General features: G+C 35.8%; 14 protein-coding genes. 4 read left to right on the top strand and 10 right to left on the bottom strand.

Annotation, left to right across the window (positions count from 1 at the left end):
- Positions 1-214 precede the first annotated feature (214 nt).
- From PBT91_RS16520 to PBT91_RS16505, 4 genes are all read right to left on the bottom strand, one after another.
- A complete protein-coding gene (locus tag PBT91_RS16520) occupies positions 215-2,383 on the bottom strand; it encodes a S9 family peptidase (protein WP_270059559.1) in 2,169 nt (722 codons plus the stop codon).
- Positions 2,384-2,599: 216 nt separating this feature from the next.
- Positions 2,600-4,243 (bottom strand): MutS-related protein, encoded by a 1,644-nt coding sequence (locus PBT91_RS16515; protein WP_270059558.1) that lies wholly within the window; start codon positions 4,241-4,243, stop codon positions 2,600-2,602.
- Complete coding sequence (locus tag PBT91_RS16510) at positions 4,243-4,509, bottom strand: hypothetical protein (RefSeq protein WP_270059557.1); 267 nt, start codon at positions 4,507-4,509, stop codon at positions 4,243-4,245. The genes PBT91_RS16515 and PBT91_RS16510 overlap by 1 nt, the downstream gene beginning before the upstream one ends.
- Before the next feature lie 12 nt (positions 4,510-4,521).
- Positions 4,522-6,114 (bottom strand): TlpA family protein disulfide reductase, encoded by a 1,593-nt coding sequence (locus PBT91_RS16505; RefSeq protein WP_270059556.1) that lies wholly within the window; start codon positions 6,112-6,114, stop codon positions 4,522-4,524.
- A 557-nt stretch (positions 6,115-6,671) separates the two neighbouring features.
- Here PBT91_RS16505 and PBT91_RS16500 point away from each other — a divergent pair.
- Positions 6,672-7,004: a single-stranded DNA-binding protein gene (locus PBT91_RS16500; protein WP_270059555.1), complete on the top strand. Its 333-nt coding sequence runs from the start codon at positions 6,672-6,674 to the stop codon at positions 7,002-7,004.
- 118 nt (positions 7,005-7,122) lie between these two features.
- On the opposite strand, the gene PBT91_RS16495 is transcribed toward PBT91_RS16500, so the two are convergent.
- Positions 7,123-8,895, bottom strand: a complete 1,773-nt coding sequence (locus tag PBT91_RS16495) for a sodium:solute symporter family protein (protein WP_270059554.1) — start codon at positions 8,893-8,895, stop codon at positions 7,123-7,125.
- 47 nt (positions 8,896-8,942) lie between these two features.
- Complete coding sequence (locus tag PBT91_RS16490) at positions 8,943-9,197, bottom strand: DUF4212 domain-containing protein (protein WP_270061484.1); 255 nt, start codon at positions 9,195-9,197, stop codon at positions 8,943-8,945.
- 168 nt (positions 9,198-9,365) lie between these two features.
- Here PBT91_RS16490 and PBT91_RS16485 point away from each other — a divergent pair, with 168 nt between their 5' ends.
- Positions 9,366-9,656 carry a DUF3861 domain-containing protein gene (locus PBT91_RS16485; RefSeq protein ID WP_270059553.1) on the top strand — a complete coding sequence of 97 codons (291 nt, stop codon included), beginning with the start codon at positions 9,366-9,368 and terminating at the stop codon, positions 9,654-9,656.
- Here the strand turns inward: PBT91_RS16485 and PBT91_RS16480 are convergent.
- Entirely contained in the window at positions 9,653-10,555 is a 903-nt protein-coding gene (locus tag PBT91_RS16480) for a histone deacetylase family protein (RefSeq protein ID WP_270059552.1), read from the bottom strand. The two genes, PBT91_RS16485 and PBT91_RS16480, sit on opposite strands and share 4 nt — an antisense overlap.
- 45 nt (positions 10,556-10,600) lie before the next feature.
- Positions 10,601-12,688, bottom strand: a complete 2,088-nt coding sequence (gene metG, locus PBT91_RS16475; RefSeq protein WP_270059551.1) for a methionine--tRNA ligase — start codon at positions 12,686-12,688, stop codon at positions 10,601-10,603.
- 401 nt (positions 12,689-13,089) lie between these two features.
- On the opposite strand from metG, the gene PBT91_RS16470 reads away from it, so the two are divergent.
- Together PBT91_RS16470 and PBT91_RS16465 are read left to right on the top strand one after the other, a co-directional pair.
- Positions 13,090-13,656: a hypothetical protein gene (locus PBT91_RS16470; RefSeq protein WP_270059550.1), complete on the top strand. Its 567-nt coding sequence runs from the start codon at positions 13,090-13,092 to the stop codon at positions 13,654-13,656.
- 113 nt (positions 13,657-13,769) lie between these two features.
- Positions 13,770-14,129 carry a YraN family protein gene (locus tag PBT91_RS16465; RefSeq protein WP_270059549.1) on the top strand — a complete coding sequence of 120 codons (360 nt, stop codon included), beginning with the start codon at positions 13,770-13,772 and terminating at the stop codon, positions 14,127-14,129.
- Between the two features lie 85 nt (positions 14,130-14,214).
- Here the strand turns inward: PBT91_RS16465 and PBT91_RS16460 are convergent, their stop codons facing one another.
- Both PBT91_RS16460 and PBT91_RS16455 read right to left on the bottom strand, forming a co-directional pair.
- A complete protein-coding gene (locus tag PBT91_RS16460) occupies positions 14,215-14,655 on the bottom strand; it encodes a DUF6265 family protein (RefSeq protein ID WP_270059548.1) in 441 nt (146 codons plus the stop codon).
- An 86-nt stretch (positions 14,656-14,741) separates the two neighbouring features.
- Complete coding sequence (locus PBT91_RS16455) at positions 14,742-16,808, bottom strand: M13 family metallopeptidase (protein WP_270059547.1); 2,067 nt, start codon at positions 16,806-16,808, stop codon at positions 14,742-14,744.
- Positions 16,809-16,826: the final 18 nt, after the last annotated feature.

Raw genomic sequence — 16,826 nt, 5'->3', positions numbered from 1 at the left:
ACCCCGAATCAAGTTCAGGGTGACGCTATCTCATTAGAACTAAAATTCAATTAAACTTATATCTAAATGGAACTTTTAGTTTTAAAATTTAGAATGTAAATTCAGAATTGGATTTTTTGTCAAGCAATTAGCGATCTTATATTTAAGCCTAAAATACAAAAAGCCGGTAAATCTTAGATCTACCTGCTTCTCTATTTTTTGAATTCAGAAGAGATTATCTTTTTCGTGGCATTTCAATTTTAAATTCTTTTGGATGTTCGGCACCCATAAGGTTTTCAACAAAGTAATCCCATCTTCTTCTGGTCATATAATAACTATCCATTCCGTAGCCGTGGCGTGCATTTGGGAAAATGATCAAATCGAAATCTTTATTGGCTTTAATTAAGGCATCGATCACCAAATACGAATTGTAAGGAGGTACATTGTCATCCAGATTTCCATGCGCAATTAACAAATCTCCCTGTAGATTTTCAGCATTATATTGATTGGCCTGTAACTCGTAGTTGGTCTTTCCGTTTTCGGTTTCTTCAATTAAACCGATGTATCTTTCTCCCCAATCATCTTCATAGTTTCTGTTATCATGGTTTCCAGATTCAGAAATTCCAACTTTATAAAATTCAGGATAAGAGAACATGGCATCTGCAGTAGCAAAACCACCACCAGAGTGTCCCCAAATTCCGACTTTATTTAGATCCATATACGGATATTTTTCAGCTAATTGTTTTAGTCCGCTTATCTGATCTTCTAAAGTATTATCTCCCATATTTCCGTAGCAGGCATCGTGGAAAGATTTAGATCTTCCCGGGTTACAACTACCATCGATTACCACCACGATAAAACCAAGCTCTGCTAAAGACTGGTGATCGCTACGAGCTGGATAGAATGAACGGCTACCAACACCGCCACCTTGTGGACCAGGATAGATGTAGTTAATTACCGGGTATTTTTTAGATTCATCTAGATGTGTAGGCGTAAACATTAGTCCGTACAAATCCCATTTTTTATCTGCAGATTTTACTTTTATCGGTTTAGGAGCCTGCCAGCCGATAGCTTCTAAACGGGAAATATCGGCTTTTTCGAGATCCATGATTTTGCGACCTTTAATATCTCTAAGCACTGCAACGTTTGGTATATCTGGCTGCGAATAGTTGTCTACAAAATACTTATGATCTGGAGATAATGAAACGCTATGTGTTCCATTTTCTGGAGTTAGAAGCTTTAGGCATTTTCCGTTAAATTTTATGCTATAAAAATGGCTAAAATAAGGATCACGCCCGTCTTCTTTTCCTTGGGCGTAGAAGTACAACATTTCTTTATCTTCGTCTACTTCAAGCAGGCTGGTTACTACAAAATCTCCTTTTGTAATTTGATTTTTTAACTTTCCGCTTTCAAGATCGTAAAGGTATAAATGCCCCCAATCGTCACGTTCAGAATACCAAATTATTTCTTTAGATTCTGGTAAATAATGCCAGTTTATAGTGCCCTGCCCAGATTCGAATTGCGTAGCTGTTTCTTCAGTAAAAATATCTCTTACTTCGCCAGTTTCAGCATTAGCAACACGTAGCGTAACTTTTTTGTGATCTCGCGAAACCGAAGCAAAAGCTAAAGTTTTAGAGTCTGGTCCCCATTCGTTATCGCCAAAGCTGCCGTCGCAGGCAATGTCGTCGCAAAGGGTACCACGTCTTGCATCTGCCGGAATGTTTAGTTTGGTGATCTCGTGATCTTCAGTATCGATAGTTACACGCTCGATTTTAATAATGGCTGAATCCTGCGGAATTGGATATTTCCATTCCTGAAGTTCGGGCTCGCCTACTTTGGTTTCTACCAAATACATATCACTTACGTGGCGCTGATCTTGTTTAAATGTGGCGATCTTTTTAGAATCTGGGCTCCATAGTACGATTGGCTTGTCGCTATGTTTCCAGCCCGCATTATCGGTTGCATAGCCATAGTTTTTTTCTCCGTCCTCTGTAAGTTGAGTTTCCTCGCCAGATTCATTATCTCGCATCCAAAGATTCCAGTCTTTTATATAAACTGTTTTAGAACCATCGGGAGAGGCTACTTCTGTCCATGATCTTCTTTGTCTCTCTTCCGGTTTTTTGCCAAGTAATTCTTCGAGCGAATTTGAAGTTTTTTTAGATTTTTTATTTGGATCTACAAGAACGAATTGTTGCTCGCCATTAACCGAAATTTCGTACCAAAAACTGCCATTATCCAGCCAGTTTGGGCTTACATAATCTTTGTCTACTAAAGAATACGTATTGAAGCCAAGAAATTTTGCGGCCTGTTGGTAATCTTCAGTGGTTAATGTCTTTTGGGGTTGTTGTGCGAAACCTGAAAGGGAAATCACTAGGATATACAGTTGAAAGAAAGTTTTTTTCATTGTATGTTTTGCTTTTGAGCTCAATTTAGTAAGAATTTTTCAATGATTCCTGGGAAGCTATTTTTAGGATTATCATTTGAAGAAAGTGGTTGTTTGAAAAACGATTAAAAACCCTGGCTATAGTTAGGGGTAGATTTTAAATTTTTATCTCAGGACAAAAAAGTGAAATGCCAGGGTCGTTAATCTTAAGCTTAGACTAAGCTTTTGCTAAAAGGTTTAATTCCATTTATTTTTTAACATTTCAGCTTCAGTAATTATCTGTTTTGGGAAGTCGTAAAGCGCTAATATTTTTATCGCGTTTTTGGTTTTAAGCGGTCCTTCTTTTAATTTGTGATCAAAATTTAAAGTCTGATTATGAATGTTTTCACTAAAATGATAAAGTTCAAAATCATTTTGTGTTAGCATTTCGGTAAGTTCGATATCGTGGGTAGAAACCATCACAATATTTTGCGCACAATTAAGATAAGATAAAATAGACTTCCCGGCAGCGATACGTTCTTCAGTATTTGTGCCTTTAAAAATTTCATCTAAAACAAACAATTTGGGTACCTCTTCTTCCGATTTATCCAAAAGCTTTTTGATCTGTAAAACTTCTTCTAAATAATAACTGGTATTTTCACTTAGGTTGTCGGCAATTCTAATCGAAGAATATAGTTTTAGAAAAGGGGCAGTAAAATGTTCAGCAAAACAAATATTTATAGTTTGTGCCAGCAGCGTATTAATGGCAACCGTTCTAATAAATGTACTTTTCCCAGACATATTGCTTCCGGTAAGTAACATGCTTTTTTCTAAAAGCTCTAAATCGTTGGGAACACAGTCTTTGATTAATGGATGCTGAATTTCGCTAAATCTAATCTCTTTTTTATTGCCGAAATAAGGCTGGCAAACGCGATAGTGATATTCGGCTTTAATTGAAGCCACAGCAATGGCCGAATCGATCTCGCCTAAAAAACGAAAAAGCGTTTCGATATCATTTTGTTTATGCTGAATATCTTCGAGAAAACTGAAAAATAATAGAATTTCAATATTAAAAGTGATTTTTAGCAACTCGAAGAAAAACCATCCAAAAAAGGCAAATTCGTCATTCATCTTATTCTCAAAGCCAATAAGCGAAGTTTTAAACTGAATTTTCTTGACAGATCCTAGAAAGGATAAGTCCTTAAAATAGGCGCTAATATTGCTGAAATTCGATATTTTATCACCAACTTTTATTGCGATACTAAGTTGATGAACCGCATTTAGATAATAGTTGAGCTTATTTTTATTGCGATAGTGCAAAACCATATTGGTCATAAAAACCGGAATCATGATTAGGAATAAAATCGGATAAAAGAAACCGCCAATAAGGCTAAAAATCGATAAGAAGCTAAGAATAAATACCCAAACAATCCATTTTGGGCGCTCCATAGGCTCGTCTATAATTAACCGAACAAAATCGTAGGCATTGTAATGATTCAGTTTGGATAATTGCGACTGGATTTTTAGTCGGTCGTTTTCTTTTTCTAAAAAGGTATCTGAAAATGTAGAAAATTGCCTTAATTGATTTTCAGAATTAATATTCCGTAGATGATTGTAAAAATATTGTTGTCCGGGTTTAGATGTGGTTCGATCTAAAATGGTAAAAAGCTCCTCGAAATCTAGGTCTTTTGCAGTTTGATCGTTTATTTTATGAAAATCGCCTACCAGAAGCTGGGCATCATAAAAGCTTTTAATCTGGTCGAAATTAAATTTCTCGGTTTTAGCTTTAGCCCAATTATTTTTAAGTTCTTTAAAATGTTTTCTTGCAGATTTTTTCTTTAAAAGTCTAAAAACTAAATAGAGCGCAATACCAATTATGGCAAGATAAGAATACAGCTGCATCACAAATATTTAGTTGTAAGATAAGTAATAATCAAAACCAGGCCTATCCAAAATATAATTCCGTAAATAATGAGTTGGTTAGCTTGTTTTAGTTTAGTATCGTAGCCGTAATTTTTAAAACGTTCCAGCTGCGATTGGCTAAAATCATCTGTAGATTTAGGGCGTGCTCTTGGCGTAATAAAAGGCAAAATGAAAAACTGTAAACTTTCGGTTTTGCTTAGATTTTCTTTTGCACGTTTTCGTCTATTGTCTTCTTCTAGATTCATATAATTAATATGCTAATCTAATATGCTTAAAAATTCTTCCTGTTCAGAAGGCCTTGGGGAGTTGGTAGAAAGAATAATACTATCGTTTTTAATAAGAGTGTACTTAGGGATAGAATAGCTGTTTTTAGTTTTACCTAATTGAAGAAAAATACGGGCCAAACCGGATTTTCTGAAGTCAGCAAAACGATAATGTTGGTCTTTATCGGTGTAATTTTCAAGCTGGTTTGCCATTTGTTTCCATTTTTCCAGATCCTCGTCGACAGATATATACACTTTTGAAATATTATTTTCTTTTAGCATCGGATTGTATTCATCAGACTTTTGTATTTCTGCAATACAAGGGGTGCACCAACTTGCCCAATGATCTATTAATTTAAATTTTGAAGGATCATTTTTAAAAATATCCTTCAGTTTTATTGAATCTCCTTTTAAGTTGATCAATTTCTCATCGAGAAGTTCTTCGCTTAATTTGTTATCCATGCTGTTTAGGTCGAAGATAATTTCATTGATTTTGCTTACGTAATCTTCGTTTTTAGAAAAGTCGTCTCGATAATCGTTAATTAAATCTTCAATTAAAGTTTTTCCTTTTTGTCCAAAGGCTAGTCCGGCTTCGTGATAATTGTAAATAAGTTTGGCAATAGCGAAACGTTCAAGATCGTCATCAAGCTTATTTTTTATAAAATCACGTTCATTTATAAAATTATCGATGGAATATCCAGAAACTTCAGCGTTTGCAAATACACTATGGATATATTTTGGGAGGCTTCTCTTAAAGTAATCGTTATACAATAATTCTGGCCTGTTAAAATCATCTTCAAAATTTATGGTGTCAAAATATTTTTCCGAATCAAACATAGAAATTTCACCCTCAAACTGCATTTTATTAAGGACTTCATCCAAGTCAGATCCCTGATAATTCCCTGCCTGGTCTTGATGATCTCTAGGGTAAATTAAATGGAATAAATATTCATATTTTAAAGTCGCATACGTTTGCTCTTTAAAACCTTCGCTTACTTCTGGATGCGCTTTTATATACTCCTCGAGTATTTTCTTTTTCTCATTATAAAACTTGGTATTATCGTTTTTGTATTGATCGAAATTGCCCTTAAAAACGCCCCATTTTTCATGAAAGGGATCATTTAATTCCTGAAAGAAATTATAATGAGCCGCATTTTTACCAGAAAAGCTGATTTTATGATTTTTAATTTCCATAAAAATACTGTCTCCGGGAGTAATGTAAAATCGCGTAAAAAGTGGAGGTAAATCTCCTTCTTCAAAAGCTATAAGGTCGATTATTTGAGGTTTGTCCAGCTTCTGAAATTCTACATATAACGAATCTCCAAGATTTTCTTTTTTAATGTTTGATACTTCATTAAAGAGACCGGTATGAACTAAAAGATTAAGATAGTTGAAGTTATAGGGAACATCTGTCTTACCAATTAAAATGGCTTTAGCGTTAGTTGTATCGATTGGTTTGTATTGCAGTGTAGGAATTGTCTCTTCTTCTACGGAAACATTTTCAGTTAAATTTTTATCTGAATTTTTACAGGAAGTACTAAAAACTATGATTAAAACGATGAGGTAATGATAATTTTTGAAAGACATTTTTAGATTTATTTTATATCTAAAAGTTAGTGTTTTTGTTTGAAAATATGCGATTTCTAATAGATTTTGTTTAATTCTGTTTTTTGTTAAAGAGGCTGATATCAAAAATTACCCGGCTTAAATAATCTTTTAAAGAAATGTCCTGCTCTTTTTCATAAATTAAATGAAGTAAACTTTAATTTGAGATTATATGAAGTTTTTTTTCAGGTCAGTTGTGATTGATGAGGCCTGCCACCATTCAGAATAAAAAATTGGTAAATATCCTTCCCGTATTCTAAAAGCAATAGAATGCTTAAGACAAAATCTAAGATGATATGAGAAAGCGCAAAGTATATCTCAAATTCGATATTTAAAATCAGAATATTTTGGCGACTACTATTCATATTGATATTGTAGACTTTTCGAGAATTTTTATTACGTTCAAACGGTTACAATCGTTTACAAACGAATTTATACGAAAACAATTAGTTTCCAGACGAATAACGCTTTTACGCTAATCTATGTTTGCAGGGTTGAAATGAACTAATGATTTTCAATTACAATTAAATTCTATTGTTATGAGTACTTTACGAAACAGCGTTAAATTGATTGGCCACGTAGGCACACAGCCCGAAATTGTAAATTTAGAATCTGGTAAAAAACTGGCAAAATTTTCTATCGCAACCAACGAATTTTACAAAAATGCCAAAGGAGAAAAGGTTTCTGAAACCCAATGGCATAATTTGGTAGCCTGGGGAAAGACAGCCGATATTGTAGAAAATTATGTAACCAAGGGAAAAGAGATTGCTGTGGACGGTAAACTTACTAGTAGAAGTTACGAGGATAAAACTGGCAATAAAAGATATATTACTGAGGTTATTTGCAATGAAATTCTTCTATTAGGGAAATAATTTTGTTTAGAGGTCGAGAATATTTAAAACCTCCGTTTCTTTTGTTAAAGGGAAACGGAGGTTTTTAACTTATAGGGCTGCCGAAATTTTTAAATAATGCATCAAAATTTTAAATTCTTTAATGCATTTGAGCTTCACCGGCACCACTTGGGATTCTAATATCTTCAACAATTTGCTGCACATTTTCTGGAGGAGCAGGAGTAAGTCGTGAAATAACGATAGCCAAGATAAAATTCACCAGCATGGCAACAACACCAAAACCTTCTGGAGATGTGCCAAACCACCATTCACTTTCAGGAAGCGGATCCATAATCCCTATCAATCCTGTTTTGAACCTGATCATATAAAATAGCATTAAACTAATTCCGGCGATCATTCCGGTTACAGCTCCCTGGCGATTCATTCGTTTATCAAAGATTCCTAATACTATAGCCGGGAAGAAAGAAGCTGCAGCCAGGCCAAATGCTAATGCGACGACAGCTGCAACAAAACCAGGCGGATAAATTCCGAAGAAACCTGCAACTATAATAGCTACTAAAATGCTTATTCTCGCGATCATAAGTTCCCCCTTATCAGAGATGTTTGGTTTTAATTGCCTTTTAACCAGATCATGAGAAACCGATGTCGAAATCACTAAAAGCAAACCTGCAGCGGTAGATAGCGCAGCAGCCAATCCGCCGGCAGCAACCAAGCCTATTACCCAATTTGGTAATTGAGCGATCTCTGGATTTGCCAACACCATAATGTCTTTATCTACATATAATTCATTCTCAGCAGTACTGGGATTACTAATTATTCGTTCACCACTTTCACCTCTTTCTTCAGTAAAAACAGGTTTCCCGTTTACAGCATCTGAATTTCGATATTGAATCTTTCCATCGTTATTTTTATCGCTCCATGAAATTAATCCCGTATTTTCCCAATTCTTAAACCAATCTGGCAAATCGGTATAGGCAGTTTCATTTACTGTGGTAATTAAATTTGTTCTGGCAAAAACCGAAACTGCCGGAGCCGTGGTGTACAAAATTGCGATTAGCAATAAAGCATAACCGGCAGATTTTCGTGCATCTTTCACCTTTGGCACCGTAAAAAACCGAACAATAACATGAGGTAACCCCGATGTTCCTGCCATTAGCGCAAAAGTAATTGCAAAAATATCCCAGGTAGATTTTGTACCGCTAGTATATTCTTTAAAACCTAATTGTGTATGTAACTGATCTAATTTATCTAAAAGAAATGCACCATCTTCAACGCGTCCACCCATACCTATTTGCGGAAAAGGATTCCCCGTCATTTGTATCGAAATAAAAATGGCAGGAACCATAAACGCAAAAATCAGTACACAATATTGCGCTACCTGCGTATAAGTGATTCCCTTCATTCCGCCTAAAAAAGCAAAAACAAGAACAACCGCCATACCAATTAAAACACCTTTGGTAATATCGACCTGCAAAAACTGAGAGAACACAATTCCTACGCCCCGCATTTGCCCCGCCACATAGGTAAATGAAACAATTAAAGCGCAAATAATGGCAATCGTTCGAGCCGAGTTAGAATAGTAACGGTCCCCGATAAAATCTGGAACTGTAAATTTTCCAAACTTTCTTAGATAGGGTGCAAGTAAAAGTGCGAGAAGCACATAACCACCCGTCCAACCCATAAGATAAACCGAGCCATCGTAACCACTAAAAGAAATAAGACCGGCCATCGAGATAAATGAAGCGGCACTCATCCAATCGGCTGCCGTCGCCATTCCGTTTGCTAAAGGGGAAACGCCTCCACCGGCGATATAAAAATCTTTAGTTGAAGAAGCCCTGGCCCAAATTGCTATACCAAAATACAGCGTAAAACTAATGCCGACTAAAATCCAGGTCCATAATTGAACGTCCATAAATTAAGATGTTAAGAGAAAGTGAGTTGAATTGTTACGATTTTTGATCATTCAGCATAACCATATTTTTTATCCAGTTTATTCATTAAGCGTATATATATGAAAATGAGAATCACGAAAACATAAATAGATCCTTGCTGCGCAAACCAAAACCCCAGCTTAAAGCCTCCAAGTTTAAATTGATTTAGAAAATCTTTGAACAAAATTCCTGCTCCGAAAGAAACAATAAACCATACGCTTAAAAGTATAAACAGATATTTGAGGTTTTCGCGCCAGTATTTTTTTGCATTATTTTTCAAAATGGATGTGATTATAAATTTTATTAAAATTTAATAAAAAAAATGATATATTTTTTGAAAAATACCTTTTAATTAATATTTATGTGTCCTGTGCTGTAAGGGTTTAGTTCTTTTATGTAATGGCCGTACCTTTCTCTATTCATATTTTGGTAATTTTGCAATAAAAATAAAATGGAAAAGAAAGCCAACATATATCGTATTCAGTTAGAGACAGTATCTACTCTCAAAGAAGATGTTAAGCATCAAAATATAGAATTTGAATTTGGAAATCACGATGAGATCTTCGGAATTATAGACGCTGTAAAATCTAAAAACCTTTTTGAAACTGAAGCTGAAGCGACCGAATTTGCATTAGGGTTAAAATTGTTTAGCGAAGTAATGCTTAAAAATAAAAATCATCCTTTATTTGAAGAGCTTAAACCACAATTCGCAAAATTCATGAAAAAATTGAAAGCAAGCTAAAAATAGATATTTTGCGCTAAGCGATAGGTATTGGCGTGTGCTTCGATAATAATTTTTATTTCTGGAGAATAGCCACCGCCCATACTGCATTGTACCGGAATTTTTAGATCGTGACAGGTTTGCAATACAAATTGGTCACGTTCTTTACAGCCAGCGATAGAACAAGATAGTCGGCCTAATTTATCGGTTTCCAATATGTCCACTCCGCATAGATAAAAAATAAAGTCGGGTTGTACTTTTTCAATAAGACCGGGCAGCGTGTCCTTTAAAGTTTTTAGATAAAACTCATCTTTAGACCCATCGGGAACTTCAATATCTAAATCTGAAATTTCTTTTCTGAAGGGATAATTTCCTTTCCCGTGCATCGAAAATGTAAAGACTGAATCATCATTCTGAAAAATTTCAGCTGTACCGTTTCCCTGATGCACATCAAGATCAATAATCAGTATTTTTTCAGCCAATTTTTTCTTCTGAAGATATTTCGCAGCAATAGCCTGGTCGTGTAATAGACAAAATGCTTCACCATGATCGCTATAGGAGTGGTGTGTGCCACCCGCAATATTCATTGCAATTCCGTTTTCTAGCGCATAATGGCAACCTTCCATTGTTCCACCAGCAATAATGATCTCGCGATCTACAAGTTCCTGAGATAGCGGAAATCCCGTTTTTCTAATCGCTCTTTTATCTAAGGTAAGATTGGTTAAATTCTCTACATATTCTTTGGTGTGTACCGCCAAAATATCTTCAATGCTCGCCGATTTTGGTTCAAAAAAATGCTGTTCGCCACACGTTCCTTCATGTAAAAGCTGTTTTGGTAACAACTCATATTTTTCCATTGGGAAACGATGGTTTTCTGGCAATGGATGCTTGTAAATTGGATGGTAAGCGATTTTGAGCATAGCGTATATAAAAAACGGCTGAAGATTTTCTTCAGCCGTAGTTTTTTAATTTATAGTAGCACCATTGGTTACGTCATCTTCATCTGGGTTAACAAAAACGAGTTTGCCTTCAGCATTTTCAGTAAGTAAGATCATTCCCTCACTTTCTACACCTCGTAATTTTCTTGGGGCGAGATTCGCTAGAACCGTTACTTTTTTTCCAATCAATTCTTCGGCTTTAAAATGCTCTGCGATACCAGAAACGATAGTTCGCTTATCCAATCCTGTGTCAACTTTTAAAACCATTAGCTTTTTGGTTTTAGGCATTTTGTTGGCTTCAATGATAGTTCCTACACGAAGATCCATTTTGGTGAAATCTTCAAATGTAGCAGTGTCTTTTTGTGGCTCTACACTTTCATTGGCTTTCGCATTAGCTGCTTTAGAAGCTTCTAATTTTTGTAGCTGAACTTCGATCTTTTCGTCCTCAATTTTAGAGAAAAGCAATTCGGCTTTGCCAATAGTATGCCCAGCAGGTAAAAGTGCTTCACGAGTCGCAATCTTATCCCACTGCGAAATTTCATCTTCGTTTAGGTTTCTTTCCTCGGCACTAAATTTTAAAATCTCTTTCAATTTATTTGAAGTAAACGGTAAAAATGGTTCACTAAGCGTGGCCAGTGCCGATGCAATTTGTAGCGCGACATACATAATTGTTTTTGTACGCTCTTCATCGGTTTTTACCAGTTTCCAGGGCTCTTCATCAGCTAAATATTTATTTCCTAAACGGGCAAGATTCATTAATTCGCCCTGTGCTTCTCTAAATCTATATTTTTCAATAGAACTGGCAATTACTGCCGGGTATGCTTTTAAAGCTGCAATAGTTTCTTCGTCTACCGTAGAATATTCTCCCGGAGTAGGAACTTCTCCATTGTAGTATTTATTAGTTAAAACCACTACACGATTAATAAAGTTTCCAAAAATAGCTACTAGCTCATTATTATTTCTAGCCTGAAAATCTTTCCAGGTAAAGTCGTTGTCTTTAGCCTCTGGCGCATTTGCTGTTAAGGCGTAACGTAAGACGTCTTGTTGTCCCGGGAAGTCTTGTAGATATTCATGCAACCAAACCGCCCAGTTTTTAGAAGTTGATAGTTTTTTACCCTCTAAATTCAGAAACTCGTTGGCGGGTACGTTTTCTGGTAGAATATAATCTCCGTGTGCTTTTAGCATCACCGGGAAAATTATACAGTGAAAAACGATATTATCTTTCCCAATAAAATGCACCAATTTGGTGTCTTTATCTTTCCAGTATGGTTCCCAGTCTTTGCCTTCGCGCTCTGCCCATTCTTTAGTTGAAGAAATGTAACCAATTGGCGCATCAAACCAAACGTAGAGCACTTTACCTTCGCCACCTTCAACCGGTACAGGAATTCCCCAATCAAGATCTCGGGTTACCGCTCTGGCTCGTAAACCATCATCGATCCAGGATTTTACTTGTCCATATACATTTGGTTTCCAATCAGATTTGTGGCCTTCAAGAATCCATTCTTTTAACCAGCTTTCGTATTGATCTAAAGGTAAAAACCAGTGTTTTGTTTCCTTTAAAGTTGGTGTAGCCCCGGTAATAGCCGATTTTGGGTTAATAAGATCTGTAGCGTTTAGCGAAGTTCCGCAGCTTTCGCACTGGTCGCCATAAGCTTCTTCGTTACCACATTTGGGACAGGTACCGGTTACAAAACGATCGGCAAGAAATTGTTTTGCTTCAGCATCATAAAGTTGCTCGGTAGTTTCTTCAATAAACTTTCCGTTATCATAAAGTTTTTTAAAGAATTCTGAAGCCGTATCGTGATGAATTGGAGCTGAAGTTCTTGAATAATTATTAAAAGAAATTCCGAAGTTATTAAAAGAATCTTTAATGATTCCGTCGTATTTATCTACAATATCCTGCGGAGTAACTCCTTCTTTTTTCGCCTTAATGGTAATAGGTACACCATGCTCGTCGCTACCGCAAACAAAAGCTACATCGTGCCCCTGCATTCTTAAAAATCGAGAATAGATATCTGCCGGAACGTAAACTCCCGATAGATGTCCAATATGTATTGGCCCATTAGTGTAAGGCAAAGCTGCCGTAATTGTATATCTTTTTGGCGTGTTACTCATTTTCTGTTTTTACTTTTACTCGATAATCGAGATTAACTGCTACAAGGCTTAGCTCGAAATAAAAAATTTTTTTTTAATGAATACCTCATGAGCCTGCCTTGAGGTAGTTTACTCGCTTAGCCGAGATTTGATTATTTGACCCCATTTTCTTGGGATATTTATGCTATAAAATTCAACCTTCTTTTTTAAGGACAAATTTTAGGGCGTAAAGGTAAGCAACTGCGTTATAATACGCGTTAAATTCTTGCAAAACACCATGCCGCCTTTCAATTTGTTTCTAATTTAGTACCTCGATATTGTAAGAAATTCTATTGAATTTTTTACAAATTTCAGAAACTAATCATTTGAATATAAATTGTCCCTTTATCCGGACTGCAAATTTCAGTAAAAACTAATCAAAAATGAAAAAACTACTTCTATTATTCGTGGGATTAAGTCTTGTGGCTTGCGGCGGAAGTAAAAACGCTGCCAAAAACGAACGGTATACCTTAGAATCTCTTCAGAATAAAACGTACGAGCAGGTTTTAAATATGTATAGCGATGCAAATCCAGAAGAAGGAAGCGGTGGCATGGAAGAAGGCGAAGAGCGCCCTTATACTGTTTTGTATCCTAATACTGAAAATGAAATTCTAATTACCTGGAAAGATGAGTCCAAAACATCGATTTTCGACATTAATTATTCTGAAGAAGGAAAATGGAGCTCGGCAAGAGGAATTAAAATTGGGACAACGTATGATGAGCTGACTAAAATTAACGGAAAAGAGGTGAAATTCTACGGATTCGGTTGGGATTATAGCGGTGCCGTAGATTGGAATGGTGGAAAACTGGAAGATTCGAATATCCGTGTGTTTTTAAATCCTGAAGGTGAAATTGCCGATAAATTTTATGGCGACCGAATGATAGAGGCGACACCTGAAGAGATCGAAGCTTTAAATTTAAAAGTTTCGACGATTATGTATCGCAATTAAGCGCCTAGATTTTTTAATTATTGAGTAAAAATTATCTTCGATGTTCATATCGATAATATATCACCTTTGCAGATGAATTATTGAAGAAAAACTATTTATAAAATTTAAAAACTATGGCTGGTCATAACGAACTTGGTAAAAAGGGAGAAGGGCTGGCCATTGCCTTTTTAAAAGAAAGCGGTTATAAGATTTTGGATAAAAATTATAGATTTCAGAAAGCTGAAGTTGATATTATCGCTTTTAAAGATGAAATTTTAGTAGGTGTAGAGGTAAAGACCAGAAGCACGGCACATTTTGGGAATCCGCAGGAATTTGTAAAATCTGGGCAAATTCAGCGATTGGTTTTGGCGATGAATCACTATGCTGAAGTGAAAAGCATAGATGCAGAGATTAGATTTGATATTGTAGCTATTATCAAAAATGCTTCCGGTACCAAAATCGAACTTATTGAAGATGCTTTTTTCTATTTTTAATCCCTCATCGAGGGTTTTATTCCCGGAGGTCTGAATCGAATTTAAGCTGTTTTCAACTAAATTGCTTATACTAATCTTATGTAATTTACTTCTGAATTTTTACAAATTCAAAATTGACATCAAACTCTGAGGTTGAAACGTTAGCTTTTAAAGAATCGTTTTCAATTTTATAAATTATCTTTTTTGGGAATTCATTTGTATCATTTTCAGCTACAAAAAACTCGGGATTTAATTCTGTCAAGATAAATGGTGTAGGAGCTTCGTTTTGTCCTTTTACCTTTAGAATCCATTGTCCATTCTCTTCAAAAAGCTGTAACTCTTCTTTGAATATGGTATCTTCTTTTAGTAAAGTATAACCAAGCCCGGAATAATACTGATCTTTTTTTTTCCAAATTTCAAAGGTTTCAAAACCTTCTTCTCCATTAACTCTCTCCCAATCACCAACCAGCCAATCAAAATTTTCACTTTCGTTAGTGCAAGAGAATAAAAAGAGCGAGCAGCAAAAACCTAGAAAGAAGTGTTTCATAGAAAAGAAATTAAGTTGGTAAATTACAAATTTTAAATAAAAAAAGCCTGAAGATATTTTCAGGCTTTTTGTGTAGATTATAAATTTTACCAGATTTTCACACGATTTTCTGGCTTCACATACATTGAGTCTCCTTCTGTGATATTGAAGGCTTCATAAAAAGCATCAATATTTTGTAGCGGCACATACGCTCTATACATTCCTGGAGAGTGAGGATCGGTTTTAATTTTATTCTTTAAAGCTTCATCACGCATTTTAGTACGCCATACAGTCGCCCAAGAAAGGAAAAAACGCTGCTCTGGGGTATATCCATCTATTTTTCCTGGATTACCGTGTTCTTCTAAATGCATTTGTAAACCATCGTAAGCAGCATTTACACCACCAAGATCACCAATATTTTCGCCTAAAGTAAATTCACCATTAATAAAAGTACTGTCTAAAACTTCAATAGCGCTATACTGATCTGCCAAATCTTTCCCTAAACCTTCAAATTGAGTAAGATCTTCATCTGTCCACCAGTTGTTAAGGTTTCCTTCAGCATCAAAACGAGCACCACTATCATCAAAACCATGAGAAATTTCATGACCAATTACCGCTCCAATTCCGCCGTAATTTACAGCAGCATCGGCTTTGTAATCATAGAAAGGTGGCTGTAAAATAGCTGCTGGGAATACAATCTCGTTGTAGCTAGGATTATAGTAAGCGTTCACAGTTTGTGGCGCCATGTACCATTCAGATTTATCTACCGGTTCATCTAGTTTGTCAATATTTTCAGCAACACTCCATTTGCGAGCATTCATCACATTTTGAAAATATGATCCATCTTCAGAACCTGTAATTTCTAAATCACTGTAATCTTTCCATTCATCTGGATAGCCTACTTTTATGGTAGTAGTTCCTAGCTTTTCGATCGCTTTCTTTTTAGTGTCTTCGCTCATCCAACTAAGATTATTGATTCGCTTTTCGTAAGCTTTAATCACGTTAGCGATCATTTCCTGTGCTTTTTCTTTAGCTTCAGGCGGGAAATGTTTTTCAACATATAATTTGCCAAGCGCTTCGCCAACCATAGCATTTACAGTTCCTAGCGCTCTCTCGTTGCGAGGACGTTGTTCTTTTGCTCCACGTAAAGTTTTATAGTAAAATTCCCAGTTTGCAGTCTCGATTTCAGTGGTAAGCATTCCGGCGGCGGCATCAAAAGCAGTCCATGTAAGATAATCTTTCCATGCTTCAACATCCTTTTTAGCTAAAAGGCTTTGCATAGATTTCATGTATTTTGGCTGGGATACAATAATAGTATCTAGTTTTCCTGCTCCAATTTCTTCAAAATAGGTATTCCAATCTATTGCCGGAACCATTTTTTCAAGTTCAGAAACAGTCATCGGATTATAAGTTTTACGTGCATCACGACGTTCTACTTTATCCAATCTTGGCTCTGCAAGTTTAGTTTCAAACGCTACAACAGATTTTGCAAGCTTTTTAGCGTCATCTTCAGAGTAGTCTAAGAATTGCATCATGCGAGCGATATGCTCTTCATATTTTGCTTTCTTTTCTTTAGAATCTGAATCTTCAGCAACGTAATAATCGCGATCTGGTAAACCAAGGTTTCCAGGATAAAGATAAGCCGCGTTTTCATTACTGTTTTTAGCATCTGCACGTACACCGAATGAGAAAAAACCTGCACCGCCGTATTTAGACATTTCAGTTAAATAAGCTTGTAAATCTTCTTTATTTTCAATTTTATCTACTTTTTCCAGATAAGGTAAAACTGGTTTTACGCCCTGCTCATTACGAGCAACGGTATCCATAATAGTTTTATAAAGATTTACTGCTTTTGCCTGGTCGCTATTCGCCTTAAGATTTTCATCTTTAGAAGCTTCATCTAATAGCGCAAGAGCGTGGTTATCTGTAGTTTCCCTTAATTCCATAAAGCTACCCCAAGAAGTACGATCTCCTGGAATTTCGGTAGAATCTAACCATGTTCCATTTACGTATCTAAAGAAGTCTTTTTTAGGACTCGTTGTAGTATCCATGTAGGCAACGTTAATCCCGTGGATCTCAACTTTTTCAGGCTCGGTAGATTTATCTTCATTTTGGCAGCCGATCATGGCAGCACCAATTAAAGATAAACAAACCGCATTTGTTATTTTTTTCATTTTCATGTTGATTGTTTA

Origin of the sequence: Zunongwangia sp. HGR-M22 (genome assembly GCF_027594425.1) — a bacterium.
In the GTDB taxonomy this organism is placed as follows: Bacteria; Bacteroidota; Bacteroidia; order Flavobacteriales; family Flavobacteriaceae; genus Zunongwangia.
The sequence above is the reverse complement of the archived record's forward strand: the minus strand, read 5'-3'. Positions and strand labels throughout refer to the sequence as shown.

Bases quoted from the DNA above. Each gene is read 5' to 3' on its own strand.
- PBT91_RS16520 (WP_270059559.1), bottom strand. From the start codon at position 2,383: ATGAAAAAAACTTTCTTTCAACTGTATATCCTAGTGATTTCCCTTTCA.
- PBT91_RS16515 (WP_270059558.1), bottom strand. From the start codon at position 4,243: ATGCAGCTGTATTCTTATCTTGCCATAATTGGTATTGCGCTCTATTTA.
- PBT91_RS16510 (WP_270059557.1), bottom strand. From the start codon at position 4,509: ATGAATCTAGAAGAAGACAATAGACGAAAACGTGCAAAAGAAAATCTA.
- PBT91_RS16505 (WP_270059556.1), bottom strand. From the start codon at position 6,114: ATGTCTTTCAAAAATTATCATTACCTCATCGTTTTAATCATAGTTTTT.
- PBT91_RS16500 (WP_270059555.1), top strand. From the start codon at position 6,672: ATGAGTACTTTACGAAACAGCGTTAAATTGATTGGCCACGTAGGCACA.
- PBT91_RS16495 (WP_270059554.1), bottom strand. From the start codon at position 8,895: ATGGACGTTCAATTATGGACCTGGATTTTAGTCGGCATTAGTTTTACG.
- PBT91_RS16485 (WP_270059553.1), top strand. From the start codon at position 9,366: ATGGAAAAGAAAGCCAACATATATCGTATTCAGTTAGAGACAGTATCT.
- PBT91_RS16480 (WP_270059552.1), bottom strand. From the start codon at position 10,555: ATGCTCAAAATCGCTTACCATCCAATTTACAAGCATCCATTGCCAGAA.
- metG (WP_270059551.1), bottom strand. From the start codon at position 12,688: ATGAGTAACACGCCAAAAAGATATACAATTACGGCAGCTTTGCCTTAC.
- PBT91_RS16470 (WP_270059550.1), top strand. From the start codon at position 13,090: ATGAAAAAACTACTTCTATTATTCGTGGGATTAAGTCTTGTGGCTTGC.
- PBT91_RS16465 (WP_270059549.1), top strand. From the start codon at position 13,770: ATGGCTGGTCATAACGAACTTGGTAAAAAGGGAGAAGGGCTGGCCATT.
- PBT91_RS16460 (WP_270059548.1), bottom strand. From the start codon at position 14,655: ATGAAACACTTCTTTCTAGGTTTTTGCTGCTCGCTCTTTTTATTCTCT.
- PBT91_RS16455 (WP_270059547.1), bottom strand. From the start codon at position 16,808: ATGAAAAAAATAACAAATGCGGTTTGTTTATCTTTAATTGGTGCTGCC.